This window comes from Streptomyces shenzhenensis (assembly GCF_003688995.1).
In the GTDB taxonomy this organism is placed as follows: Bacteria; Actinomycetota; Actinomycetes; order Streptomycetales; family Streptomycetaceae; genus Streptomyces; species Streptomyces shenzhenensis_A.
Genome location: NZ_PENI01000062.1, coordinates 1 through 23,919 on the forward strand (window position 1 = coordinate 1; position 23,919 = coordinate 23,919).

The following is a 23,919-nucleotide window of genomic DNA, read 5'->3' on the forward strand; positions in this document are numbered from 1 at the left end:
TCCACCGCTACCTCACGCAGTTCCCCGAGGCGGACGAGGAGGCCCAGGAACACTTCATCACCGCACTGCTGCTGGAGATCCCCGACCACAGTCCCGTGGCCCGGATGACCGTGTGCGGGCACCCCACACCCCTGCTGATCAGACACGGCACCGTGACGGCCGTCGCGAGCCCGCACACCGCACCGCCCCTGGGCACCTGGGAACTGGGACCGGGCGCCCGCACCGCGCACGCCTTCTCGTTCCTGGCCGGCGACACCCTCCTGCTCTACACCGACGGCGTCATGGAAGCCCGCGACCCGACCCGCACCTTCTACCCCCTGGAAGAACGAGTCGCCCACTACGCGAAGAGCAACCCCACCGCCCTCGTCCACCACGTCCAGCAGGACCTCCTCACCCACACCCACGGCGCACTCGGCGACGACGCCGCCCTCCTCGCCATCCAACGCAGCCACACCGCATCCCTCAGCGGACTCCACCTCGGCGATCTGCTGCACGGCGCAAGCCGCCACGGACGGGCCCACGATCGGTATGAGCAGGCCCCCGCACCTCCTGCGCCACCGGCCGCAGCGCACCCAGCCAGGCAAGACAGGCGAGGATGAACACCCCCTCGACGACCAAGGAGAGCAGCCCGTACGGCGGGTCCCAGCCGGCCTCGTAGTAGCCGGCCGGCAGTCCGACAGTGCGCGACAGCAGAAAACCGACGATCATTCCGAAACTGACGAGGGCACCGGCCAGCCAGGCGACCGTGGGGCGCCGCAAGGTCACCAGTGCTGCGGCGACGCCGAGCATGACGGCACTGCCCAGGGCGAACAGGACCCCGATGTAGAACTTCTCCTCAAGATGATCAGGGACGAGGAGACCGTGCAGCACCGCGTTTCCGACGGCACAGCACGCTCCCAGTGCCCTCAGGGTGACCTCGGAGACCGCGGAACCGGAGATGGAGGTCATGGTGCCTCCCGCCACTTCATGGATGGGTGCGGCCCGGAGGGATCGCCTCCCGTGAAGTCATACGGAAACGACGCTCGACGGGATTGCACCCGGGCTGCCTGGACGCCAATCCAAAAGGTCCGCCGCGACGTACCAGAAGTGGCCGCAGCGCCGCCGTGCCGCCCTTCCTCGCGGCTGCGGTCATCCATCTCGTGTCGCCGAGAGTCGCGCGAGCCGATTGAAGAAATTGAAGAAAGGGTGCATCCATCATGCGAGCGCACCGCACGAGGCGCCTCGTCGCAGCGTCCGCGGCCGGCATCCTGATGGCCGGCGCCGCGATCACCGCGGCGGGCACTGCCTCAGCAGCCCCCGCCGTGCCTACCCATGTGACCACCTACCGGTGCTTCGACCGTGGCTGCTTCGACAACCGCGAGTTCTGCTTCGACCGCCCTGGGTTCTGTTTCAACAACGGCTTCGACAACGGCTTCAACCGCCGCTTCGATCACCGTTTCGACAACCGCTTCGGCCACGGCTTCGGCCACCGCTTCGGCAATGCGCCGATCGTGATCATCGCGCTCCGATAGCCGACGCCGCCACCATGAGGGGCGCGCCGATAACGAGGCGCGCCCCTTTCACATGCAGCGCTGCCGCCGTCGATGGAGTGACGGATAGTCAGATAATCACCTTGAAGGGCTAAGTGACCGTCAATCCTCTTGCATCGCACAGGAGTTGGACATGTAGTCGGCCGTCGGGAGAGCGGCATACGGGTGCCGCGAGTCCCTCGTTCGGCTCCCCGCTGCCGGGCTCTCGACATGTCCGGCAGGAAAGTCGCGGGAGCTGTTTGTACGTTCATCATGCGCCGGCTGCTCAGCCGGACTCTCGCAGACAGGAGAAGTTGCATGTTGCTGACCCGCTCCACGGCGGTCACCGTCGGCATCGCGGCCGCGGCGGCCCTGGCCGCGACCGGCATCACCTACGCCTCGGCCACCTCCACATCGGCCCAGACGGCCCCCGCGGCCCTGCAGGCGGCTCCCGTCCAGGCACCCTTCGACGGCAACGACGAAAAGGGCAACGAGGGGAACGAGGAGAAGGAGGAGAAGGAGGGCAGGGGCAAGGGCTTCGAAAAGGGATTCGAGAAGAGATTCGAGAAGGGATTCGACGAGGGGCGGATCCACATCAACGAGCGGACCTACTCCTCCCACCCGGACGGCTGCATCACCGTGGTCAGCGGCCTCGGCGCCAAGACCCTGAACATCCGCAACGACAGCCGCAAGACCGTCGAGGTCTTCCGCGGAGCCGTCTGCGACAACGGCGCCCCCATCGCCACCGTCGGACCGCACAGCTCCAGTACCGGCGTGAAGCCACACAAGACCAAGGGCTTCTTCGTCAAGGACGGGGTGCTGGGCAGCTTCCGCGTCATCAAGGAGCATGGGTTCAAGTACTGAACCGGCTTGACCGGCCGTACGACAGAGATCCCCGGCCCGCTGGAATCGGGCCGGGGCTCCCCTCCGGGCAGCACCCGGACCACACCATTGTGTGACACCCCGCGTGTCGCGCGCATCCCGCCGGGTCGGCCGCCCCTCCACCTCACCGGCCGCCCCGGCGACCGACTCCCGCCAAGGCGCCGCCCGTTGAGCCCGCCCCACGCCACGGCCACCGGCTCCGCCCCGGCGCCCCGGCACACCCGAACGAATGACGACGGCACGAGCCGAACGCCATGCGCTGACGGAGACCGGGGGCGCCGGCACGGGCGCAGACAGAGAATGCCCCGGTTTGCCTCGCCCATGGGATCCACGTCGGCTCAGCCCGCGTGATCCGCGCCGTACCGCAGGCCGTCGTAGAGGATCGCCGTGATGCGTACGGCTTCGTCCTGCCACCCCTCCGTGGCGTGCATCCCGCAGATACCTCCCAGCGCACGCAGCACTGTGCGCCCGCTGACACCGCCACGGACGGTGCCGGCGGCCGTGCCTGCCCTGAGCAGCCGATCGAGAGCCTCCGCCATCTGCGTACGGGCGTCGTCGAAGACCGGTGAATCCGTCGCCATGATGCTCTCCAGCGCGACGGCCATTCCCTTGCCCACGGCTGCGTGCTCCACGAGCAGCAGCAGGAAGCGACGCAGGGCCTCGTCCGGTGCATGCCGGTCGAGGAACTCCCCGGGTGCGGCGCACAGTTCGTCGACCTCCTGGCGATAGACCTCCTCGACGAGGGCTTCCCGTGTCTCGAAATGGCGGTAGAGCGTTCCGACCGCCACTCCGGCTCGCCGGGCGATCTCTTCCACGTGGGCGTCGGCCTCGCCGGCGAGGAACGCCTCCCGCGCCGCGGCCAGGAGCGCCTCGCGATTGCGCCGCGCATCAGCGCGCATCGGACGTGACGACGGCAACAGTGCCTCCATAAGGTGAGTCGGACTCCGGTTATGTATGGTTTCCGGAGTCGGACTCACCTTACTGGAGGGAGCACATCCATGACGGTTCCGGAAGAGGGGCTCAGCGGCCTTCGTGTACTGGTCACCGGTGGCAGCCGCGGTCTGGGCGAGGCGACCGCCCGGCGATTCGCCGCTGCGGGCGCGACGGTGCTGACTGCCTCGCGCAGTACGCCCCCGGAGGATCTGCCGGCCACCTTCATCCCTGCGGACCTTGCGACGGATCACGGAGTGGCCGACCTCGGCCGACGGATCCTCGACCGCGTGGGTGGGGTGGATGTCCTGGTCAACAACGCGGGCGCCGCGAGTGCTCCGGCGCCGACCCTGAAGCGGTCCGACGAGTCGTGGCGTGCGGACCTGGAGATGAACCTGCTCAGTGCCGTCCGGCTCGACCGGGTCCTGGTTCCGGGGATGGTCGCACGGGGCTCCGGAGTGGTCGTGCACGTCTCGTCGATCGCGAGCCGCCTGCCGCAGCGCACCGAAGTGTCCTACGCGGCGGCGAAGGCGGCGCTCAATGCCTACAGCCGCGAGCTGGCGACCGAGGTGGGCGAGCACGGGGTGCGTGTGGTGTGTGTCCTGCCGGGCTTTGTGGCCACCGCGGGCTCCGTCGAGCACCTCCGGCACATCGCCGATCGGCAGGGTGTCGGCGTGGACGAGGTACGACAGCAGGTCATGGATCACCTGAACGTGCCGATGGGCCGGCCCGGCGACCCCGAGGACGTGGCAGAGATGATCGCGTTCCTCGCGTCCGGCCGGGCGAAGTGGCTCACGGGAGCCGAGTTCCGGGTCGACGGCGGCATCATCCCGGTGGTGTGACGTCGGTGCCGGCCAGGGGAGGACGGACAACAAGCATGAACATCGACCTCAGCGCAGTGATCATCGACGCTGCCGAACTGGAACCCGAGAGTGCGTTCTGGCAGCGGCTGTTGGGCGGCTCGATCGCGAAGACCGCGACCCACCACTTCCTCCGGACCGACGGGTTCCCGGTGTTCGTGATCCAGCTGGCTCCGGGGCATGTCCCCCCGAAGTGGCCGGAAGGCGGCTCGCAGCAGATGCACCTCGATCTGACGACGGACGACCTCGTGGCCGCGGACAGGTCGGCGCTGGAGGCAGGGGCGCGTCGGCTGCGGCCCACTGACGCCGTCGACCCCGTAGCACAGAAGGGCGGGCGGGTGTACGCCAGTCCGGCCGGCCACCCCTTCTGTCTCCGATCGGTCTGAGCGGCAGCGCTCGGACGTGAGCCGGCCGACGTCGTCCGGCCGTGTTCGACACGCGTTCAGTCCCCCAAGGGCCGCTCTTCGTGGTTCCGGCGGGCTTCGTTCACCGGGATTTTGGTCTGCCCTTTAAGGCTTCATGGTTGACACATCGGAAGCTGGCTCAATGGAAGGTGCCGGTTTTGTCGGAGAGTGAAGAGCAGGACGGTTCGCGGTTCTCGCGGCGGCAGTTGGTCAAGTACGCGGGTGTCGGCGCGACGCTCGCGGCGGCGGGCCCGATCGTCGGCAGCGGCGCGGCCTGGGCGCACGAGGACGGTAAGAGCGAAGGCAAGCGGGGCGACTCGCGTGGCCGGGTGTGGCGGGCCGGTGACCACCACGTGCACTCGGAGTACAGCGGCGACTGGGACACCTCGGCCAACCCGCCGAAGTTCGTCAAGGGCGGCGACGCGGTCTACCCGATCGTCACCAACGCGATCATGGCGAAGAACTTCGGCCTGACCTGGGCGATGTGCACGGACCACGGCGGCCCGAACCACGCCAAGGTGAACCTGGAGCAGGCGTACCCCGACCTGCTGCGGTCCCGCCGGCTGGTGCCGGAGGTGCTGCAGTTCTGGGGCATGGAGTTCGACGCGCCGGCGCTGGACCACCACACGCTGATGATCCCGCGCCACGACGGCGAGGCGCAGATGCTCCACGACCTGGAGAGCAGGTTCGCCAAGCTCGACGCGTTCCCCAGGGACCCGGCCCGGGACACCGAGGCCAAGATGGTCGAGTTCCTCAAGTACGCCAAGGATCTGCGGCAGAAGCCCCTCGTCATCGCCCACCACGCCAGCCGCTCGGCGACCGGACTGGGCGTGTGGGGACAGGACACACCGCGCGAGTTCCGCAACGGCAACAACGCCGCCCCCGACGTCTACGTCGGCTTCGAGGGCGCGCCCGGCCACCAGGCGGCCCCGCTCAACGGCGGTGCCCGCGGCAGCTACGGCAGCCACCCGACGTACGGCGGCTTCGACCAGATGACCGCCCGGGTCGGCGGCCTGTGGGACTCGCTGCTCGGTGAGGGACGGCGCTGGTGGATCACCGCCACCTCCGACTCGCACGTCCACTGGACCCGCGGCGGCTCCGACTTCTGGCCCGGCGAGTACAGCAAGACCTATGTGCTGGCCCGGCAGGACTACGCCGACATCATGGACGCGCTGCGCAACGGCCGGATCTTCGTCACCACCGGCGACCTGATCACCAACCTCGACGTGACCGCCCGCGGCCAGGGCAAGCGCGCCGGAGTGGGCGAGACCGTCACGGTGAGCCGCAGGAACCGTACCGACGTCGAGATCGAGATCAGGTTCCGGCCGCTGTCGGGCCCGAACCACAACGGTGACCGTCCGCAGGTCCGCCGCGTCGACCTGATCACCGGTCAGATCACCGGCCCCGCGGCCGGCCTCGACGCCGACACCAACCCGACCACCGAGGTCGTGGCGCGGTTCGGCCCGAACGACTGGCACAAGCAGGGCAAGGACTACGTCATCAAGCACACCCTGCGCGGTGTCGAGTCCGACCTGTACGCCCGTGTGCGCGGCACCAGCACCGACGAGGCCGAACCGCTGGCCGACGGCAAGGAAAGCCCGTGGGAGGACCTGTGGTTCTACTCCAACCCGGTCTTCGTCCACGTCCGCTGACCCGACGCTGAACCGCGTGACCTGCCGCGTACCCGCCGGCTCTCCACGCGCGCCCGGACCGTGACGCGAAGGCACGGCACGGTCCCCGCGTTCCTCCCGCCGCGCACACCTGGCGGGAGGGACGCGGGCGTCGGATGTCAGGGCTTGCGGCGCTTCAGGCGGCGCCCCAGGAACACGGCTCCCGCGCCCGCGAGCAGCGAGGACGCGGCGAGTCCGGTGAGCGTGGTGGCTGCGCCGGCTCCGCTGGTGGCCAGCGCGGGCCGGGCGGGCTCGGCCGGCGTGGCGGCCTGGAGGACGAGGTCGGTGACCTCGTCGGGGTGGGAGATCATGGCCACATGGGACGAATCGATCTCCACCGTGTGTGAGCCCGCGCGCCGTGCCTCGAAGCGTTCCTGGTCGGGGTTGATGGTCCGGTCCTGCTTCGCGACGAGGAGCCACGACGGGATGTGCTTCCAGGCGGCCGACTTGGCCCGCTCCGAGAACGCGGTCGTCGCCACGGGGCGTTGGGTGGCCGCCATGATCCTGGTGGCGCGCTCCGGAAGGTCGGCGGCGAAGACCTGATGGATCTTGTCGGGCTTCAGGTAGAGGTCCGTTCCGCTGACGTCGCCCGCCCGGAAGGGCACGGACTTCGTGGCGGTGTCCAGTTCGCTGGGGAAGCGCGCGCTCAGGGACATTCCGCTCTCGCCCACGTCGGGCATCAGCGCCGACACGTACACCAGCGACTTCACCCGGGGGTTGCCCTCGGCCGCGGAGCTGATCACGGCGCCGCCGTACGAGTGGCCCACCAGCACGATCGGGCTCTTGATGTCGTCCAGCACGGAGGCGATGTAGGTGGAGTCGTTGTACAGCCCGCGCAGCGGGTTCGCGGGGGCGATGACATGGTGTCCACGGCGTTCGAGCCGTTCGGCGACCCCGTTCCAGCTGGAGGCATCCGCGAACGCGCCGTGCACCAGCACGATGGTGGGTAGGGAGGTGGTCGTGGTGCCGCCTGCCACGGCGGGGGCCGCCACCGCCGCGCACAGGGTGGCGGCCGACCCGGCCGCCACGAGGTGTGCGTGACGTATTCGGCACCGCGCGTCAGGGGCTGGGGATGACGCCATCTCGGTCTCGCTTTCCGTGAGGTCCCGGCTCCCGAGTGTTCACCCGTCCATCCCCAGGACGCGCGACCACGCACGCCAACCGGGTCACAGAGGCGGGCCGTGGGAGTGAAATCCGAAGCCACCGGGTGTGAGCGGGCCTCGACGGTGTCGGAGGCGGTGAACGCGGAGTACACCCTGCCCACGGCCCGGCCGACCGGCCGCAGCGTCGGAGCGCCTCCCGTCTCAAGCCTCCGCGGCCAGTGGGTTCGGTAGAGGGCGGTAGCGGGCATCCGCGCCGTCCGCTCGGGTCCAGCGCAACAACAGGTTCGTCTTCCCGGGCAACGTGGACGAAACCAGCAACTCCCCAGCCTCCGGCAGGTGGTACCGGGCCAGTTCGCGACCGACACGCTGCTCAGCCCGGCGCCGGGCGGGCGCGGGGGCTCCGCGACGGAATCCCGAAGCCGCCGCCCGACCACACGGGCCGGCCGCCGCATCGGGACACCTCCCGTCTCAAGCCTCCGCGGCCAGTGGGTTCGGTAGAGGGCGGTAGCGGGCATCCGCGCCGTCCGCGCGGGTCCAGCGCAACAACAGGTTCGTCTTCCCGGGCAACGTGGGCGAAACCAGCAACTCCCCAGCCTCCGGCAGGCCGTGCCGGGCCAGTTCGTGGCGGGCGGCCGGCCAGGGGTCGAATCCGGGGTGGCGTTCGGCCAGGGCGGCGGCGACCTCGATGAGGTTGTTGACCACCAGGCAGTACACGAGCCGCTCCCAGCCGGCCGCCCGGGACACGTCCGGGAGCAGCTTGACCCCCTCGGCGTCCCGGAACAGCGCCTGCACCGGCGTCCCGGCGTCGTCCACGGCGACCAGTGTGTTCTGCAGATGCGCCTCGACCACCACGCCGTGGTCGGCGAAGGCGGCGAGGACCGGCGGCACGACCTGGCGCAGATACGCCGCCCACCAGGTCGCCGGGTCGGCGGTGGCCAGCGGGTCGCCGGCGAAGCCCTCCACCAGTCCGGCGGCGAGCAGCGGTGTCGCACCGGGCAGCACATGTCGGTGCAGCCCGTCGCGGACCAGGACGGCCAGTTCCTCGAACGCGAAGGCGGCGGTGCGGTAGCCGCGGTCCGCGAGCCAGGCCGCGGGGCCGTCGAACGCGGCGAAGGCACGGCTCGCGGCCTCGTCGGTGCGGCGCAGCTTCAGCAGGTCATGGCGCCACAGACGGCGGATGTCGTTGGTGATGCGCACATCGAGGCTGAACTTCAGGAACAGATCGGGATCGGGCGCGTACAGGGTGCGGATCGCCGCGGTGGGCCACGCCTCGGACGCGGTCGTACCCAGCCGCAGCAGGCGTCCGTCGGCGAAGGCAGGCGCGAGGGTGTGGGCGACCAGGTCGAGCTGCCAGGGGTGGGCGGGCAGCAGCCGGTAGCCGGGCGGTGCGGTGCCGAGGGCGTCCAGCGCCGCGGTGTCGCCCTCCTCGACCACCGCGTCCGCGCGCACACCGAGCAGCACCAGCGGGAAACGGGCGTACGCCTCGGGCGCGTACGGCAGCCAGCCGAGGACCGGACCGCCGCCGCGGGCCTTGGGTGCCGGATGGCAGGGGTGGCCGGTGACGAGGGACTGCTCGGAGAGCAGATACGGGTCGTCGGGCGGCGTCGCCCCGGCGCGCGCGGTGAGCAGCGCGGCGATCGCGTCGCGGCTGTCGATCATCTCGATGGGCAGATCGTCGTTGGTCACCCCGGTGTGCCGGCGCAGCTCGTCGGCGACCAGTTTGACCAGCTCGGTGTGGTCCACGGGCCGCCAGGCGCTGGCCGTGTGCACCTCGGGTGCGGCGGGCCGCCGCCGGCCGCGCACGCGCAGCAGCCGGCCGCCGCCTGGCAGCCGGTAGACCCGCGGCTCGCCGGACCCCGGCAACGGCTCGGCGATCTCCCGGAGCAGGCAGTTGAGCAGGGGCGCGGCGGCATACGCGTCGGCGCGCGCGCCGACGTCGTCGCTGGGGGGCATGGGGTCCACGCGATCCATTCGTCGTTCTGCATCCACAGGGTGTCACGGCCCACACGGTGTTGTGCAACCACACGGTCCGATGGCGATCAGTATGTCTCTCGAAGCCGGCATCACTGCCACTCCGCCCGCACCCGAGGAGCCCGCCCGTGCACCGTCCCCCCACCGCCGAGGCCCAGGTCGCCGCCGAACTGGCCGGCCTGCGGCCCGGCCTCGTGCCCCGGTACGCGGCCGAGCTGCCCGGTGCCCGCGCGGCCGTGCTGACCCGCCTGTGGCGGGCGCTGGCCCACGAGCCACTGCCGTGGATCACCCGGCGGACGGCCGGGGCGCACGGGCTGGCGCTGCGGCTCGCCGACGGCCGCGCGCTGCACGGGCCGCTCGCGGATCCGTACGCGACCGACGCGTATGTGACCGCCGTGTTCCTGGACGGCACGGCGTACGACGACCCCGCCCGGCTGCTGACGGCTCTCGCGGTGCCGAACGCGGCGGGCTTCGCGGCCGAACTCGCGCACAGCGTCGCCTCGTTGGCGCTGTCGCGGGCCGGTCAGCCGGAGCCGGCGGGCCCGGACGTCTGGCCGCGCCGGGACTGGGAGTGGGAGCAGCGGGTGGTCGACGGCCACCCGTTCCATCCCAACTGCCGTGCTCGGCCCGGTTTCTCGGTGGCGGAGCAGTTCGCGTACGGGCCGGAGCACCGCCCGGTGGTGGAGCTGGGGACGGTGCCGGTCGCCGCGTCGGAGTGCCTGCTGACGGGTGCGTGGCCCGCGGAACTGCGGGACGGGGACCGGCTGCTGATCCCCGTGCACCCCTGGCAGGCCGCCCATGTCCTCAAGTCGCCGTGCGAGCAAGGCCCGTCGGCCCACCCGCTGATGTCCCTGCGCACCCTCGCCGTTCCGGGCGGCCCGCACGTCAAGACCGCCCTGAGCGCCCGGCTGACGTCCTCGGTGCGGGACATCTCGGCGTACTCGGTGGGCGCCTCCGCGACCCTGTCGGCGTTCGCGGAGGGCCTCTCGGACCGCTCGGACGGGCTGCTGCACATCACCCGCACCCTGGGCGCGGCCACCGCGAACTCCCCCGATCTGGCCGCCGTGTTGCGTGAGTCGCCGCAGCGGTTCGCGGGGCGGGGCGAGTACGTGCTTCCGGTGGCGGCGCTGGCCACCACCGGTCTGCCGGGTACCCCCGGCTGGCTCGCGGCGTTCGCCCGGCTCACGCTCACCGTCGGACTGCGGCTGCTGGACCAGGGCGTGGCCCTGGAGGCGCACGGCCAGAACCTGCTCGTGGTGCTGTCCGAGGCGGGTGATCCGCTGCGTCTCGTCTACCGGGACCTCGCCGACATCCGGATCAGCCCCGCCCGGCTGGCCCGGCACGGCATCGCCACGCCCGCCCTGACGGGCCGGCTGATCACGGACGAGGTGCCGACGCTGCGCCGCAAGCTGTTCGGTTCGCTGGTGGCGGGTGCGCTGGCCGGGGCCGCGGGTTCGGGGCCGGCGCTGCGGACGGCGCTGGCGGCGGCCCTGCCGGACGTGCCGCACACCGCCGATCTGGCCGCGCTGCGCGAGGGACCGCTGCCGGCCAAGGCCCTGACCCTGATGCGGCTGTCCCCGCGAACCCCCGGTGACCAGTGGGCCGCGCTGCCCAACCCGTTCGTTTTGGAACCCGACACCTCTGATCAATAGGATCCGCCGATGATCAGAACACAACGGCTGGCGGCGGGAGTCTGCGCCCTGCTCGCCGCCCTGACGGCCGGGATCGCGTTCCCGGCCGGAGCGGTCGCCGACGAGACGGACCAGGCCGCTCCGAAGGTCGAACTCGTCCTGGACGTCAGCGGTTCCATGCGTACGCGGGACATCGACGGCGGATCGCGGATGGCCGCGGCGAAGCAGGCGTTCAACGAGGTGCTCGACGCGACACCCGAGGAGGTGCAGCTCGGCATCCGCACGCTGGGCGCCAACTACCCGGGCGACGACCGGAAGGTGGGCTGCAAGGACACCGAACAGCTCTACCCGGTCGGCCCGTTGAACCGGACCGAGGCCAAGACGGCGGTGGCGACGCTCGCGCCGACCGGCTGGACGCCGATCGGGCCCGCGCTGCAGCAGGCGGCCACCGACCTCGACGGCGGCGACGGCACCCGCCGTATCGTCCTGATCAGCGACGGCGAGGACACCTGCCAGCCGCTCGATCCGTGCGAGGTGGCCCGCGAGATAGCCGCCAAGGGCATCGGGCTGACCATCGACACGCTCGGCCTGGTGCCCGACGCCAAGACCCGCGATCAGCTCATCTGCATCGCGGACGCCACCGGCGGCACCTACACCTCCGTACAGCACAAGGAGGAACTCACCGACCGGGTCGGCGAGTTGGTGGACCGGGCCGCGGAACCGGTGGTGACTCCGGTGGCCACCGAGGGGGCCACCGAGTGCGCGAAGGCGCCCGCGCTGAAGGCCGGGCTGTACACGGACCGCGAGGAGTTCGGGCAGCAGCGCTGGTACAAGGTGGACCTCAACCCCGGCCAGGAGCTGCGCGCGTCGGTGAGCGTGGCCGCCGACCGGGCCGTGAACCCCGACTACGGGGTGCTGCTGCGGGCCGTCACGGTGCACGGCCGGGAGATCGTGCGCGGCGAGGCGACGGGCAACGGCCGTACGGACGTCCTCTCGACGGGCCTGCGCTACCCGAAGCCGGAGAGCGACGACGACACCGTCACCGCCGAGTCGGTGTGTCTCCAGGTCACCAACTCCTTCTCGGCGGCCGCCGGAGTGAAGACGACGCCGGGGCTGCCGCTCGAGCTGACCCTCGACGTCGTGGACGGCCCGAGCAGGGCGAGCGACGTGGCCGCCTTCGGTCTCGGCCGCGGCTGGTGGCTGCTCGGCGCGCTGGTGCTGACCGGTTTCGTCGCCGGTCTGCTGTGGGGCTGGCTGTCGCGCTGGCGTGTCGCGGTCTGGAGGACCAACTGATGCGAATCACACATGTGTTGAGCGGCGCCCTGCTGGCGCTCGGGCTGGCCGCGGGTCCCGCCGCGGCCGACTCCTCCCCGTCGCCGGGTGCCACCGACGACGGCGCGCCCACCCGGGCGGGTACGTCGTTCCGTACGGCGACCGAGATCGACCAGGAGCAGCAGGCCACCGCGAGCGGCTCCACCGGCGACTACCTGTACTGGTCGTTCGCGGCGGACGCCGGACAGCGACCGAACATCAGGGCCACGGTCAAGCTGCCGGACGCGCACGGCGCCCAGACGTGGCAGCTGGACGTGTACGACGGCCTGCGCCGCCGCCAGGCCTGCCAGTACGGCGCCCAGACCCGGACCGCGGCCGAGGGCGCCGCGACCGTCGAGGCGGCCTGCGTGCTGCGCACGGTACGGGCCTGGTCGGAGCCGTGGGCGAACGACCCGCTGCCGGGCACGTACTACGTCCGGCTGACGGTGGTGAACGCCGCCCCGGCCGATCTGGGTCTGCCGGTGAGCGCCGAAGTCCGCGTCGAGTCCAAGGAGATCGGCGGCTCGGCCGCGGTGGACGGCTCGCTGGCGCAGCCGCTGGTCCCCGGGATCTCGGTGGCGTCGGACTCCGCCGCGGACCCGGGCGAGGACGGGTCGGTGAAGTCCGCGGTGCTCTCCAGCATCGAGCCCGACGGCGGCTGGTCGTCCGGCTGGTGGTCGGACCGCTGGGTGTGGACCGCGGTGGGCGGTGCGCTGGCCGCGCTCGCCGGCATCGGCGGATACGCGCTGACCCGCGGCCCGGGACGCCCCTCCCGCATACCACCGGGCGCCTGAGCCCCAGGAAGGCCCGCCGTCCGGCGGGCCTTCCTTGTTCATGTCCTCCGGATCTCAGGCCGCCCGCAGCGCCTTGGCGAGTATGCCGTCGCCGGTGACGGCGACGCGCCCGGCCCGTACCGCGTCGGGCAGGGTCAGCGCGCCGCGGGCGATGTCCGTGCAGGTCTCGGTGTCCATCGCGAGCCGCGCGTCCGGCTCCTCGGGGGCCCGCCCGTCGCCGTACACCGGCCCCGCCGCGCCGCCCGCGTACACATGGAAGTCCCCTTCCTCCAGGTGGACTTCGACCAGTCCCTCGCCCGCCAGCGCCCGCAGCAGCGGCAGCGCGAACCAGTGGGCGCGCACCGCGTCGGTGGGCCTGCGCTCCCCCAGCTCGGGCTGCCCCCACGCGCCCAGCGCCTGCAGCACGGGCAGCAACTCCCTTCCGCGCCCGGTCAGTTCATAGACGTACGCGGCGCCGGGCGGGGGCATCCTGCGGCGGGTGGTGAGCCCGTCCCGTTCCATGTCCTTCAGCCGTGAGGCGAGGACGTCCGTGCTCACCCCCGGCAGATCCGCGTGCAGGTCCGTGTAGCGGCGCGGACCGGCGAGCAGCTCCCGGACGATCAGCAGGGTCCAGCGGTCGCCGACGAGGTCGAGCGCGCGGGCGGCGGAACAGTACTGGTCGTAGCTTCGGCGAGGTGACATGCGACGCAGTCTAGACATGTTGTTGGACTTTCCAAGCTCCCACTTGGTAAAACCAAGCAACACAAGTTATCTGAGGGGAAGCGGCGCATGGAGTTCCGGCAGTCGAACAAGCTCAGCGAGGTCTGCTACGAGATCCGCGGTCCGGTGATCGAGCACGCCAACGCGCTGGAGGAGGCGGGCCACAGCGTGCTGCGCCTGAACACCGGCAACCCCGCACTGTTCGGCTTCGAGGCACCGGAGGAGATCCTCCAGGACATGATCCGGATGCTGCCGCAGGCGCACGGCTACACGGACTCGCGCGGCATCCTCTCCGCCCGCCGGGCGGTCGCCCAGCGCTATCAGAACCTGGGCCTCCCGGTCGGCGTCGACGATGTGTTCCTCGGCAACGGCGTCTCCGAACTGGTGTCGATGGCCGTCCAGGCGCTGGTGGAGGACGGCGACGAGATCCTCGTACCCGCACCGGACTTCCCGCTGTGGACGGCGGTGACCACCCTGGCGGGCGGCAAGCCGGTCCACTACCTGTGCGACGAGCAGGCGGAGTGGTACCCGGACCTGGCCGACATGGCGTCGAAGATCACGGACCGCACCAAGGCCGTGGTCATCATCAACCCGAACAACCCGACCGGGGCCGTCTACCCGAAGGAGATCCTCGAAGGCATCCTCGATCTCGCCCGCCGGCACGGTCTGATGGTCTTCGCCGACGAGATCTACGACCAGATCCTGTACGACGACGCCGTCCACCACTCCACCGCCGCGCTCGCCCCCGACCTGGTCGTCCTCACCTTCTGCGGGCTGTCGAAGACGTACCGCGTGGCCGGCTTCCGCTCGGGCTGGCTGGTGGTGAGCGGCCCGCGGCAGCACGCGAAGAGCTACCTGGAGGGCCTGACGATGCTGGCCTCCATGCGGCTGTGCGCCAACGCGCCCGCCCAGTACGCCATCCAGGCCGCCCTCGGCGGCCGGCAGTCCATCCGCGAACTGACCGCGCCCGGCGGACGGCTGCGGGAACAGCGGGACGTGGCCTGGGAACGGCTCAACGAGATCCCCGGCGTGTCCTGTGTGAAGCCCAAGGGCGCGCTGTACGCGTTCCCGCGCCTCGACCCCAAGGTGCACCGGATCCACGACGACGAGAGGTTCGTCCTCGACCTGCTGCTCCGCGAGAAGATCCAGGTCGTCCAGGGCACCGGCTTCAACTGGCCGGCCCCGGACCACTTCCGGATCCTCACCCTGCCGTACGCGGACGACCTGGAGGCGGCGATCGGGCGGATCGGACGCTTCCTCGGCGGGTACCGGCAGTAGCCGCCGACGGGCCGCCCGCGGGTGCCGCCCGGCGGCCGTCCGGCCCAGTCCCGCCTGCGGGCCACCGGCCTCCTGTGCCACGGTGCCGGAAGACGAGCGGGAAGGGCGGGCCGGTGGGTGACCTCTTTCTCGTCCGGCACGGTGAGACCGAGTGGTCACGGTCCGGACGGCACACCAGCTGGACGGACGTGCCGCTGACCGGGCACGGCCGGGACGAGGCGCGGCGGCTGGTTCCGCTGGTGCGCTCGCACCGGATCGGCGCGGCCTTCGTCAGCCCCCTGCGACGGGCCCGGGAGACCGCCGAGCTGATCGGGGTGGCCGGCGCCCGCGTCGACGCCGACCTGCACGAATGGGACTACGGGGGCTACGAGGGGGTCACCACCGCGGAGATCCACCGCACCCGGCCCGGCTGGTTCCTGTTCACGGACGGGGTGGCGCCGGGCCCGCCGGGGCATCCGGGGGAGCGCCCGGAGCAGGTCGGCGAGCGGGCCGACCGCGTCCTGGCCCGGGTGGACGCCGCGCTCGCCGGCACCGAGGGCGGCGTGCTCCTGGTCGCGCACGGGCATTTCCTGCGGGTCCTCACCGCCCGCCGGCTCGGGCTGCCGCCCGCACACGGGGCGCTGTTCCTGCTGGCCACCGGGACGCTGTGCCGACTGGGCACCGAGCACGACCGACCGGTCATCACGGGCTGGAACCTCCGACCAGACCCCTGACCCGAAGACAGGCCCGGCGCCCGCGGACCCCGGCTGTCGGACCCGGGTCGTAGGCTCCGAAGGAGCCGACCAACGGGGAGGAGCAGACCGTGGCCCTACCGCCGACCGCCGCGCAGCGGCGTGTGATCGACGCCGCCGACCCGGTCACCGGGCGGCTGCGGGGCACGGACACGCAGCTCGCCGCGCTGGTGAAGCGGGGGCTCGCCTTCCGGCATCCGCGTCCGCCGCACGACCACTTCCTCACCCCTGCCGGGCACCGCCTGCGCGAGCCGGCCCCGCCGGCCGCGGGCCCCACCGAACCTGCCGCACCGGCCACCGCGCCCGCCACCGACGGCGGGGTCTTCGCCGCCCGTGTCGGCGGCGCCGAGGAGGCCGGCACCCCGTCCGGCCCGGCGCGGGCGCGCGAGGTGCGCAGCGCCTGGCAGGGCCTGCTCGAACTGCGCCGGATGACCAACCCCGACGGGGCCGCAGACCGCCCGTGCGGCTGGGAGCGCAGCCATCTGGTGCGGGCCGCCGCGCTCGCCCTGGAGGCGGCCGGCCACCGCCCGGCCGGGCCGGACGCCGACGGGTACCGGGTGCGCGCGACCCCGCAGCCGGAGGCGGTCGCGGTGTACGCGCCGGACGCCGAGGCGCTGCGGGCGTACACGGCCACGCTGGAGACGGCGGGCTGGCAGGCCGGCGAGTACACGCAGCCGCGCACGCGGGAGCGCTACGTACTGGCATCCCCGCGCCGGGCGTGAGGGTGACATGCCAGGATCGGAGACATCAGTGCGCCATACACGAGAGAGGCCAACCGTGAACGAGCCGTTTTCCGTCCGGGTGACCGTCCGCGGATACGAGACGGATGTCCAGGGACACCTCAACCAGGCGGTGTACCTCAACTACGCGGAGCACGCCCGCTGGTCGCTGCTCCAGGCAGTCGGGATCAGCCAGACCCGGCTCGTCGGCCAGGGCGTCGGCCCGGTCGCGCTGGAGACCAGGATCCGCTATCTGCGCGAGCTGCTCGCCGGTGACGAGGTCGATGTGACCTGCGTGTTCGAGTGGAGCGGGGGCAAGACGTTCCGGATCCTGCAGACGATACGCAAGACCGACGGCACGGTGGCCGCCGAGATCACCGCGGTCGGTGGGATCCTCGACCTGAAGCTGCGGAAGCTGGTCGCCGATCCACGGGAGGTCTTCAAAGAACTGGCAACAGACCTCGCCCCGCTCGGCATGTAGCGACACTGGCGCTTCGGCGGCGCCGCGCTGGACACTGGGCACAGCAGGCCATGAACTCCGTTCCGGGGGAGGGCACTTGAGGAGCCACCGCCTCGTCCGAGCCGGGGCCATGGGGTCGGCCGTCATCGCAGCGCTGCTCCTGAACGGCTGCGCCGACGGCCGCGCCCCACGCCCCGTCGACAGCGCTGCGGCCACACCGGTCGAGGTGTCCGGGTACGGCACCGAACGGCGCGAAGGCCGCCTCGTGTTCTCCGCCGAGTACACGATCCGCAACACCACCCGGGCCCCGGTCGCCTACAAGATCGCGTTCGCCTTCCTCGACGGCGACGGGCTCGCGTCCGACCTGAAATGGGTCTCCCGCACGGTTCTAGCGGGGCATGTCGATGACGGAACGGTATGGATCCCCTGGGAAGGGCGTCAGGGCACGGGCGGGGTGGCGGTGACCGAGGTCCACCAGACCCCGCTCTGAGGAGCCGGGGCTTCGGCTGGTCAGTTCTGTGTGGTGAGCCGGGCGAGGCGCTGGGCCTGTGTTCGGGTGGAGCGGGCGACGGCGTCCTCGTCGACGTGCAGCAGACGGCCGTTCGCCACGATCTGCCGGCCGTTCACGAAGGAGGCGGTGACCGGCGCCGCCGCCCCGAGGACCAGCGCGGTCACCGGGTCGGCGATGGAGGCGTGGGCGAGGGTGTCCATCTTCCACAGCACCACGTCGGCCAGCTTGCCCGGCTCGAGCGAGCCGATCTGGTCGGCGCGCCCCAGCACCCGGGCGCCGCCGTACGTGCCGAGCCGCAGCGCCTGACGGGCGTTCAGCGCGGCCTCGCGATGGGCGCCGAGGCGGTTGATCAGCAGGGCGTTGCGCAGCTCGGTGTGGAGTTCGCCGGACTCGTTGGAGGCCGTGCCATCGACGCCGAGGCCGACCGGCACGCCGGCGGCGAGCAGGTCGGGGACGCGGGCGATGCCGGCGGCGAGGCGCGCGTTGGAGGAGGGGCAGTGGGCGACGCCGGTCCCGGTGCGGGCGAAGGCCGCGATGTCGGAGTCGTTCATGTGGACGCAGTGCGCCATCCACACGTCGTCGCCGAGCCAGCCCGTGGACTCGAAGTAGTCGGTCGGGCCCATGCCGAACAGTTCGCGGCAGAACTTCTCCTCCTCGGCCGTCTCCGAGCCGTGGGTGTGCAGGCGCACGCCGAGCCGGCGGGCCAGTTCGGCGCCCTGCTTGAGGAGTTCGGTGGAGACGGAGAAGGGCGAGCAAGGCGCGACGGCGACCTGGGTCATGGCGTCGAAGGAGGCGTCGTGGTGCCGGCGGACGGTCTCCTCGGTCGCGGCGAGGGCGTCCTCCAGGGTCTCGACGGCGAAGTCCGGCGGCAGTCCGCCGTCCTTGCGGCTGCGGTCCATCGAGCCGCGGGCCAGGGTGAACCGGACGCCGGTCTCGCGGGCGGCGCGGACGATCGCGCCGGACAGGTCGCCTGAGCCCCGCGGAAAGACGTAGTGGTGGTCCATGGCGGTGGTCACGCCGCCACGGGCCATCATCGCCAGCGAGCCCTGGGCCGCCGCGTACACCATCGGCTCGTCGATGCGCGCCCAGGTCGGGTACAGCGCGACCAGCCAGTCGAAGAGGTGGTGGTCCGTGGCCAGGCCGCGGGTGATCCACTGGTAGAAGTGGTGGTGGGTGTTGACCAGGCCCGGGGTCACCAGATGGCCGGCGGCGTCGATGCGGCGTACCACGTCCGTCAGGCCCTCGGGGGCCCTGCCCGCGCCGACCGCCTCGATGCGGTGGCCGGCGATGACGACGTACCCGCTCGCGTACTCGGTGTCGTCGGCGTCGACCGTCGCGATCGCACCGTTCTCGATGACGATGCGCTGGGCTGCTGCCATGGTGCGTCCTTTTCGCTCGGTGGACCGAAGGGGAGAGGGCACGGCAGGACCCGGTGAGGTGCGTGCCGCGGCCGGACAGCGCTGCTCTCCGGCCGCGGGTGCCGAAGGCGGGCCGGTCAGAGATTGGTGAGGTCCACGGGAATCCGCGCCTCGCAGCCCTCGCGCAGCACGGTGGCCTCGATCAGGCCGTAGGGGCGGTCGGCGGCGTAGTACACCTCATTGTCGTTCTTCAGCCCGAAGGGCTCCAGGTCGACGAGGAAGTGGTGCTTGTTCGGCAGTGAGAAGCGGACCTCGTCGATCTCGCCGCGGTGGTCGATGATGCGCGCGCCCATCTGGTAGAGCGTCTGCTGCAACGAGAGCGAGTACGTCTCCGCGAAGGCCTGGAGCAGATGCTTCCTGGTCTGCTCGTAGGACTCCTCCCAGGGGGGCATCTGCTGCTCGTCGTCGCTCCAGTTGAACCGCCAGCGGCCGGCGACCTGGGTGGCCAGGATCCGGTCGTGGGCCTCCTGGAGCGTCGTGTACTTGTCCTTCACATAGCCCCAGAACTCCGAGTTCGTCGAGTTCATGACGACCAGGTCCTTGAGGCCCGAGACGACCTCCCATGCCGCGCCGTCGTAGGTGATCTGGGTCAGCCGGGTCTCCTGGCCCGTGCGGACGAAGGAGTGCCTGCCCTCGTCCGCGCCGGTCGGCCGGGAGCCGGCGTCGGAGGTCGCGATCCGCTCCCAGCCGTACTCCTCGATGCGGATCCGCGCGGTCCTGATGGGCTCCTGCGAGGTGACGAAGTGCCGGGCGAGATGGATGCCGAACTGCTCGGCGGACTCGATGCCGTACTCCTTGGCGAACGCGTACACCGTGTTCTTGGTGGTGTCGGTCGGCAGGACGTTGGCGTTGGATCCGGAGTGGTGGACGTCGTCCATGTCACCGCTGAGCGCCACGGAGACGTTGAGGTCCTTGATGTGGTGGGTGGCGCCGTCGCGGGTGATCCTGACGACTCGGTTCTCGGCCTTGCCGTACTGGTTCTGTCCCAGGACGACGGGGCGGGCAGGGCGGGGATCGACGGTCATCTCGCTAGCTCCCTCGGTAAACGGAGTAGCCGAACGGGGTGAGCAGCAGCGGTACGTGGTAGTGCTCCCCGGGCCGCACGGCGAAGGTGACCGCCACCTCCGGGAAGAACACACCGGCTCCGCTGTCCCGGTTCGCGGGGGCGTCCTGCCGCGTATCGGCTCGCTTCTCCGCATGGGTCTCGAAGTACGCCTCGACCTCGAAGTCGAGCCGTACATGGGTGGTCCCCTCCGGCGGCGCCGGGAGGTCCTTGCACCGCCCGTCCGCGTCGGTCGTGGAGCCGCCGAGTGCCCGCCAGTCCGCGTCGCGCCCGGCGCGGGCGGCGATCCGGACGGCGACGCCCGCGGCGGGGCGGCCGATGCTGGTGTCCAGGATGTGCGTGGACACCGGACCGTGCTGGGCGGCGGCGGTGCTGGTGGTCATGCTCAGGCGTCCCCTTCGACGAGTCGGGCCAGTCGGATACGGTTGATCTTTCCCAGTTCGGTGCGGACGATCTCCCGCTCCCGCTCGGGCGTATGACTGATCCGTTCCCTGACCGCGTCCCGCATCTGTGCGGCGGTCTTCCCGGTGGCGCAGATGAGGAACACCTGGCCGAACCGGTCCTGGTAGGCCAGGTTCAGTTCGAGCAGCTCGGCCCGCAGCTCCGCGGAGGCGCCCGCCATGCCGCGCTGTTCCCGGGCGGAGACCGGGTCGCCCGGCGTGGGCCGGCCTATCGGCGGGTGCCCGGCCATCGCCTCCGCCAGGTCCTCGGCGGTCAGACCGGCCATGGCGGCGTCGCCGGCGGCGTAGAGGTCGTCGGCGGTGGCGTAGGGCCGGTGGGCCAGCAGATGCCCGGCCCAGGCCGTGGCGGCGCACATCTCGTGGAGGGCGGCGCGGGCCGTGTGCTCCGCCAGGGCGTTGAACCGGGCCAGACCCGGGGGCGTGTCGGTCGAAGTCACGGGTGCCTCCGTGGCCGCGAGGGGCCTTGGTGCGGATCGGGCTGCCGACAGCTAACGCCCTGCGCCACACAGCGTCAACACTTTGTTGAAAATTCCGGGTGACAAGAAGCCGCCGCCCAGTCTTCGGACGGCGGCCGTGGTCAAGGCCGCGATCAGGTCTCCTTCTCGCGGTTGAGGTAGTTGTAGACGGTGAAGCGGCTGACCCCGAGCGCGCCGGCGACGGTCTCCACCCCGTGCCGCACCGAGAAGGCGCCGCGCGCCTCCAGCACCCGTACGACCTCCTGTTTGGCCTTGCGGTCCAGATCGGCCAGCGGCCTGCCCTGTTTGCGTTCCATGGCGGCCAAAATGTGCTCCAGGGAGTCGGCGAGCTGCGGCAGCCGTACGGCCACCACGTCCACGCCTGCCCAGGAGAGCACGACATCGTCGGGACCGGCCAGGTCCGGCGGCACCATCTCCCCGCCCATGGCGTCGACCAGCGGTTTCACGGCGGCGATGAAAGGCTCGTCCCCGGTCAATGGCCGCCCTCCCCGATCACGTTGACCTGGAGCGAGATCCGTGTGGCACCGGCGTCGAGCGACTTGCGCAGCAGGGCGTCCACGGTGCCGAGCACGGTGTCGGCCGCACCCTCCGCGGTGTTGCCGAACGGGCCGACGTCCACCGCGTCCAGTTCGGCCCCTTCGATGACCTCGCGGGCCGCCAGCGCATGCGCCGGAGCCTCGTCGAGGTCGAAGGGTTCCGTCGTGAACTCCACCCGCAATCGCACTGTGCCCCCATGGCATGGCTCTGACCTGCGCGTTCGCAGCGTTGGTGTGCCCCAACCGCTCCGACACGACTTTAACGGACTCGCCCGCGGCGATCAGCAGAGCTACGGATGCCCGGTGGGGTCTGGTCATGTCCGGGACCACTCGGCCCTGCTGCGGGCCGTGCAGCGCCTGTCCGGCGCCCGGATCTGAGGCGGGCTCCCCCAGCCTCCCGGCGATGCCGCCGTCGACACCGGTCCTGTCGGGCCCGGCCTCGCGCCGCCGGGCGGCCCAGCCTCCTCGGGGGTGCGGAGCCGTCCGTACCGCAGGAGCCTGAAGTCATGACGCACGCATCGGCGGAGCATCCGCACATCGTGGTGCACCCTCCGGCACTGGACGGCTCCCGGCGGGTCACCGAGGGCGCGGTGACGCTGGGCGTCGCCTCGCATCTCGACGACGTGATCGAGATCCTGCGCTCGGCCGACCTGGACCGGATCGAGGTCGAGGAGAGCGACCTCGTCGAGTGGCTGGGCGGCGGCCCGGAGGACTGGCCGGGGCTGTCGGAACCCGAGCCGTAGCTCATCGGACGTACGGGCACATGGGCTCGCGGCGTACGCGGGCTACGGCACCCTCAAATCAACCTCTGAACCGCGCCGCGGGACGCTTCGGTCACCCCCGGTCGCGGGCACATTCCCGGTACGCGGGGTCCGCCGGCACGGGGGCGGCGGGCCGTCCGCATGGGGGTGCGCGATGGGCGGGGACATCACGACGGCGCTGGAGCCGCACGAGATCGCACGGATACGCGGCGGGCGCCGCGCCGCCGTCACGGTCGCCGTGCTCGAACTGCATCTGCGGGGTGCGGTCGGCGCGGGCCGGGCCGGCACGATGCAGGCCGCTGGGCCGGCCGACGGCCGGATCCGGGCGCCGCTCACCCGAGCCGTGCACGCCTCGCTGTACCGGCCCGCGGGCCTGCGCCAGTTGCTGGACCGGCAGGGGGTGCGCACGGCCCTGGCCGAGCTGGGCCGCGAGCTCACCGCCGCCGGTCTGCTGCGTGGCTTTCCGCCCGGCCGCACCCGCGCCGGGCGCCGCCTGATGAAGGAGCTGCGCGACCGTCACCCCCTGCCGATCCGCAGGTCGGGCCTGTCGGCCGAGGACAAGCTGCTGCTCGTCGCGGTGCACGGCGACGCGGCCCTGACCGGGCTGGCGCCCCGGTTCGCGCGGGAGGCGGGCCTCGTCGGCCGCGGCGGCACCACGGAACGCGAGCTGCGCCAGTCCTGGGGTGGCGGCGGCGGGGGCTTCGGCTGCGGCACGGTCTGACCCCGGGGAGAACCCGAGGGGCGGCCCGCGCTGCCCCTCTGCCGGACGGTGTTGATCAGCCCGGACGCCCGGCGCCCAGTGCGCGCTGAAATCGATGCAGGTGGGGGGCAAAGGTCGTCAAGAGACGGACAGCAGAGGTCCGACGGGGGCACGATGGGACGGCTGTCTTGACACGACGCCTTGGAGAAGGTGGAAGAGGGCCATGCCCGAGAACCTGCCGGTGCGCTGTCCGGCCTGCCGGCGCGAGCACGTCTACACCGCGCCCGCGTATCCCTGCGCGTGCGGCGCCCCGGTCGCCCCCACGCTGGCCCCGGACGGCGCACCGACGGTGCTCGCGCACCGGGCCTGGGACGACGACTGGATCACCGTGCGCTGCGCGGCCTGCGGCCGCCATGACCAGTGGCCGCACCCGGAGTTGGGCTGCCCGTGCGGGACGGTCCTGCGGATCCCGGCGGCGGCCGACGCCGGACCCCGGGCGGCCTTCCGGCCCACGCTCATCCGCACCGCGCGCGACGTGGTCACCAACGCCGTGCTCTATCTGCGCTGGCTGGGCTACCGGGACATCCGCCGCGCCGACCAGCGGCCGCCGTCGGGCATCGGGCTCGCCGCGCGCGGCCTGCTGGCCCAGGTCGACCCGACCGTCGGACCGGCCTCACTGCGCGACATCGAGTGCCTGTGGCTGACCGCCATGACGGAGTCCGCGGAGTGCGTCTACTTCTCGCTGGCCGGATACGCCGACGACGCCCGCGACCGCGCCGACGCCCTCGGCATCCCCCTGTTCCTCCTGGACCTCACCGGCACCCCACACCCCGTCAACACCCACGCCACCCACCTGCACAGAACAGGCACCTAGGCGGTTTCGTTTGGATCAGTTGGTCGTTGGTCCGGGTGTGCCGTTGAGTGATGCGCAGTGGGCGCGGATCGAGCCGTTGCTCCCGGACCGGACGCCCAGACGGGGTGGTCGCTGGCGTGATCATCGGGAGGTGATCGACGCGATCGCCTTCAAGTTCCAGACCGGCAC

28 protein-coding genes and 1 pseudogene are annotated in these 23,919 nt (G+C 71.8%); 18 read left to right on the top strand and 11 right to left on the bottom strand.

The features are described from left to right. The 3 genes from CTZ28_RS45385 to CTZ28_RS45395 form a co-directional block, all read left to right on the top strand. A partial coding sequence (locus tag CTZ28_RS45385; RefSeq protein ID WP_147481299.1) for a PP2C family protein-serine/threonine phosphatase occupies positions 1-599 on the top strand: 599 nt, incomplete at its 5' end. A 597-nt stretch (positions 600-1,196) separates the two neighbouring features. Further along, positions 1,197-1,511 carry a hypothetical protein gene (locus CTZ28_RS45390; protein ID WP_121895769.1) on the top strand — a complete coding sequence of 105 codons (315 nt, stop codon included), beginning with the start codon at positions 1,197-1,199 and terminating at the stop codon, positions 1,509-1,511. Between the two features lie 315 nt (positions 1,512-1,826). After that, the gene (locus CTZ28_RS45395) at positions 1,827-2,372 is read left to right on the top strand and encodes a hypothetical protein (RefSeq protein WP_259472108.1); all 546 of its coding nucleotides are present in this window, start codon (positions 1,827-1,829) and stop codon (positions 2,370-2,372) included. Between the two features lie 356 nt (positions 2,373-2,728). Here the strand turns inward: CTZ28_RS45395 and CTZ28_RS45400 are convergent, their stop codons facing one another. Continuing rightward, complete coding sequence (locus CTZ28_RS45400) at positions 2,729-3,319, bottom strand: TetR/AcrR family transcriptional regulator (RefSeq protein ID WP_183154899.1); 591 nt, start codon at positions 3,317-3,319, stop codon at positions 2,729-2,731. A 69-nt stretch (positions 3,320-3,388) separates the two neighbouring features. On the opposite strand from CTZ28_RS45400, the gene CTZ28_RS45405 reads away from it, so the two are divergent. The 3 genes from CTZ28_RS45405 (at position 3,389) to CTZ28_RS45415 (ending at position 6,236) form a co-directional block, all read left to right on the top strand. Next, positions 3,389-4,162, top strand: coding sequence for an oxidoreductase (locus tag CTZ28_RS45405; protein ID WP_121895771.1), 774 nt, complete (start codon positions 3,389-3,391; stop codon positions 4,160-4,162). A 35-nt stretch (positions 4,163-4,197) separates the two neighbouring features. Then, positions 4,198-4,566 carry a VOC family protein gene (locus CTZ28_RS45410; RefSeq protein ID WP_121895773.1) on the top strand — a complete coding sequence of 123 codons (369 nt, stop codon included), beginning with the start codon at positions 4,198-4,200 and terminating at the stop codon, positions 4,564-4,566. A 176-nt stretch (positions 4,567-4,742) separates the two neighbouring features. After that, the gene (locus CTZ28_RS45415; RefSeq protein ID WP_259472109.1) at positions 4,743-6,236 is read left to right on the top strand and encodes a CehA/McbA family metallohydrolase domain-containing protein; all 1,494 of its coding nucleotides are present in this window, start codon (positions 4,743-4,745) and stop codon (positions 6,234-6,236) included. A 137-nt stretch (positions 6,237-6,373) separates the two neighbouring features. On the opposite strand, the gene CTZ28_RS45420 is transcribed toward CTZ28_RS45415, so the two are convergent. From CTZ28_RS45420 to CTZ28_RS45430, 3 genes and pseudogenes are all read right to left on the bottom strand, one after another. After that, a complete protein-coding gene (locus tag CTZ28_RS45420; protein WP_398658069.1) occupies positions 6,374-7,282 on the bottom strand; it encodes an alpha/beta fold hydrolase in 909 nt (302 codons plus the stop codon). Positions 7,283-7,558: 276 nt separating this feature from the next. Further along, positions 7,559-7,720 (bottom strand): annotated as a pseudogene (locus CTZ28_RS50085) (IucA/IucC family protein); the annotation flags it as partial. A 105-nt stretch (positions 7,721-7,825) separates the two neighbouring features. Further along, complete coding sequence (locus CTZ28_RS45430) at positions 7,826-9,328, bottom strand: IucA/IucC family protein (protein WP_121895779.1); 1,503 nt, start codon at positions 9,326-9,328, stop codon at positions 7,826-7,828. Positions 9,329-9,456: 128 nt separating this feature from the next. On the opposite strand from CTZ28_RS45430, the gene CTZ28_RS45435 reads away from it, so the two are divergent. Genes CTZ28_RS45435 through CTZ28_RS45445 form a run of 3 tightly spaced genes read left to right on the top strand, consistent with a single transcriptional unit; the run spans position 9,457 to position 13,064 of the window. Then, positions 9,457-10,980 carry an IucA/IucC family protein gene (locus tag CTZ28_RS45435; RefSeq protein ID WP_121895781.1) on the top strand — a complete coding sequence of 508 codons (1,524 nt, stop codon included), beginning with the start codon at positions 9,457-9,459 and terminating at the stop codon, positions 10,978-10,980. Positions 10,981-10,989: 9 nt separating this feature from the next. After that, a complete protein-coding gene (locus CTZ28_RS45440; RefSeq protein ID WP_121895783.1) occupies positions 10,990-12,252 on the top strand; it encodes a VWA domain-containing protein in 1,263 nt (420 codons plus the stop codon). Beyond that, positions 12,252-13,064 (top strand): hypothetical protein, encoded by an 813-nt coding sequence (locus CTZ28_RS45445; protein ID WP_121895785.1) that lies wholly within the window; start codon positions 12,252-12,254, stop codon positions 13,062-13,064. The genes CTZ28_RS45440 and CTZ28_RS45445 overlap by 1 nt, the downstream gene beginning before the upstream one ends. 54 nt (positions 13,065-13,118) lie before the next feature. On the opposite strand, the gene CTZ28_RS45450 is transcribed toward CTZ28_RS45445, so the two are convergent. Then, positions 13,119-13,745, bottom strand: a complete 627-nt coding sequence (locus tag CTZ28_RS45450; RefSeq protein WP_121895787.1) for a winged helix-turn-helix transcriptional regulator — start codon at positions 13,743-13,745, stop codon at positions 13,119-13,121. A gap of 87 nt (positions 13,746-13,832) precedes the next feature. Here CTZ28_RS45450 and CTZ28_RS45455 point away from each other — a divergent pair, with 87 nt between their 5' ends. The 5 genes from CTZ28_RS45455 to CTZ28_RS45475 all read left to right on the top strand — a co-directional run bounded on the left by CTZ28_RS45455 (position 13,833) and on the right by CTZ28_RS45475 (position 17,441). Further along, the gene (locus CTZ28_RS45455) at positions 13,833-15,041 is read left to right on the top strand and encodes a pyridoxal phosphate-dependent aminotransferase (protein ID WP_121895789.1); all 1,209 of its coding nucleotides are present in this window, start codon (positions 13,833-13,835) and stop codon (positions 15,039-15,041) included. 113 nt (positions 15,042-15,154) lie between these two features. Further along, on the top strand, positions 15,155-15,754 hold the full coding sequence (locus CTZ28_RS45460) for a histidine phosphatase family protein (RefSeq protein WP_121895791.1): 600 nt from the start codon (positions 15,155-15,157) through the stop codon (positions 15,752-15,754). An 89-nt stretch (positions 15,755-15,843) separates the two neighbouring features. After that, a complete protein-coding gene (locus CTZ28_RS45465; RefSeq protein ID WP_121895792.1) occupies positions 15,844-16,494 on the top strand; it encodes a hypothetical protein in 651 nt (216 codons plus the stop codon). 55 nt (positions 16,495-16,549) lie between these two features. Beyond that, positions 16,550-16,972 (top strand): acyl-CoA thioesterase, encoded by a 423-nt coding sequence (locus CTZ28_RS45470; protein WP_121895794.1) that lies wholly within the window; start codon positions 16,550-16,552, stop codon positions 16,970-16,972. A 76-nt stretch (positions 16,973-17,048) separates the two neighbouring features. After that, positions 17,049-17,441: a putative periplasmic lipoprotein gene (locus CTZ28_RS45475; RefSeq protein WP_147481300.1), complete on the top strand. Its 393-nt coding sequence runs from the start codon at positions 17,049-17,051 to the stop codon at positions 17,439-17,441. Positions 17,442-17,461: 20 nt separating this feature from the next. Here CTZ28_RS45475 and CTZ28_RS45480 read toward each other — a convergent pair whose 3' ends face one another. The 6 genes from CTZ28_RS45480 to CTZ28_RS45505 form a co-directional block, all read right to left on the bottom strand. Further along, a complete protein-coding gene (locus CTZ28_RS45480; RefSeq protein WP_121895798.1) occupies positions 17,462-18,841 on the bottom strand; it encodes an 8-oxoguanine deaminase in 1,380 nt (459 codons plus the stop codon). 116 nt (positions 18,842-18,957) lie between these two features. Continuing rightward, the gene (pucL, locus tag CTZ28_RS45485) at positions 18,958-19,905 is read right to left on the bottom strand and encodes a factor-independent urate hydroxylase (protein WP_121895800.1); all 948 of its coding nucleotides are present in this window, start codon (positions 19,903-19,905) and stop codon (positions 18,958-18,960) included. A gap of 4 nt (positions 19,906-19,909) precedes the next feature. Continuing rightward, complete coding sequence (uraH, locus tag CTZ28_RS45490; protein ID WP_121895802.1) at positions 19,910-20,326, bottom strand: hydroxyisourate hydrolase; 417 nt, start codon at positions 20,324-20,326, stop codon at positions 19,910-19,912. Between the two features lie 2 nt (positions 20,327-20,328). Beyond that, a complete protein-coding gene (gene uraD, locus CTZ28_RS45495; protein WP_121895804.1) occupies positions 20,329-20,841 on the bottom strand; it encodes a 2-oxo-4-hydroxy-4-carboxy-5-ureidoimidazoline decarboxylase in 513 nt (170 codons plus the stop codon). 152 nt (positions 20,842-20,993) lie between these two features. Beyond that, complete coding sequence (locus CTZ28_RS45500) at positions 20,994-21,305, bottom strand: helix-turn-helix domain-containing protein (RefSeq protein WP_183154900.1); 312 nt, start codon at positions 21,303-21,305, stop codon at positions 20,994-20,996. Between the two features lie 47 nt (positions 21,306-21,352). Then, complete coding sequence (locus CTZ28_RS45505; protein WP_121895808.1) at positions 21,353-21,604, bottom strand: hypothetical protein; 252 nt, start codon at positions 21,602-21,604, stop codon at positions 21,353-21,355. 318 nt (positions 21,605-21,922) lie between these two features. On the opposite strand from CTZ28_RS45505, the gene CTZ28_RS45510 reads away from it, so the two are divergent. From CTZ28_RS45510 to CTZ28_RS49875, 4 genes are all read left to right on the top strand, one after another. Next, positions 21,923-22,159: a hypothetical protein gene (locus CTZ28_RS45510; protein WP_121895810.1), complete on the top strand. Its 237-nt coding sequence runs from the start codon at positions 21,923-21,925 to the stop codon at positions 22,157-22,159. A gap of 172 nt (positions 22,160-22,331) precedes the next feature. Continuing rightward, positions 22,332-22,898, top strand: a complete 567-nt coding sequence (locus tag CTZ28_RS45515; RefSeq protein WP_121895812.1) for a TIGR04222 domain-containing membrane protein — start codon at positions 22,332-22,334, stop codon at positions 22,896-22,898. 202 nt (positions 22,899-23,100) lie between these two features. After that, a complete protein-coding gene (locus CTZ28_RS45520; protein WP_121895814.1) occupies positions 23,101-23,751 on the top strand; it encodes a hypothetical protein in 651 nt (216 codons plus the stop codon). A gap of 37 nt (positions 23,752-23,788) precedes the next feature. After that, positions 23,789-23,919, top strand: a 131-nt coding sequence (locus CTZ28_RS49875) for a transposase (protein WP_398658078.1), incomplete at its 3' end; no start/stop codon positions are given.